A 287-nucleotide genomic window follows, 5' to 3' on the forward strand; every position below is an offset into this window, starting at 1 on the left:
GCGTCTCAGGCAGCGGCCCGCGGGCCGCTGCCGGCTTTGCCTGAGGGCTTGCTGGATGAGCTGGTCAAAGGGCCGATGACCCCCAGCGAGGTCCAGGACCTGATGCTGGCGTTCAACAAGGCCATCATCGAACGGGCGATGGGCGCCGAGATGAGCATGCATTTGGGCTATAAGCCGGGCGAGCCCAAGCCGGCCGAGCAGTCCAATGCGCGTAACGGCCTCAGCGGCAAGACCGTGATCACCGAGCGCGGCCCGGTGCGGGTCGAGTTGCCACGCGACCGCGATGG

1 protein-coding gene is annotated in these 287 nt (G+C 67.6%); it reads left to right on the plus strand.

The annotated features are described in order from the left end of the window. Window positions 1-287, plus strand: a 287-nt coding sequence (locus tag J8I34_RS35795) for a transposase (RefSeq protein WP_209808659.1), incomplete at both ends; no start/stop codon positions are given.

This window comes from Cupriavidus phytohabitans (assembly GCF_017815025.1).
GTDB lineage: Bacteria > Pseudomonadota > Gammaproteobacteria > Burkholderiales > Burkholderiaceae > Cupriavidus.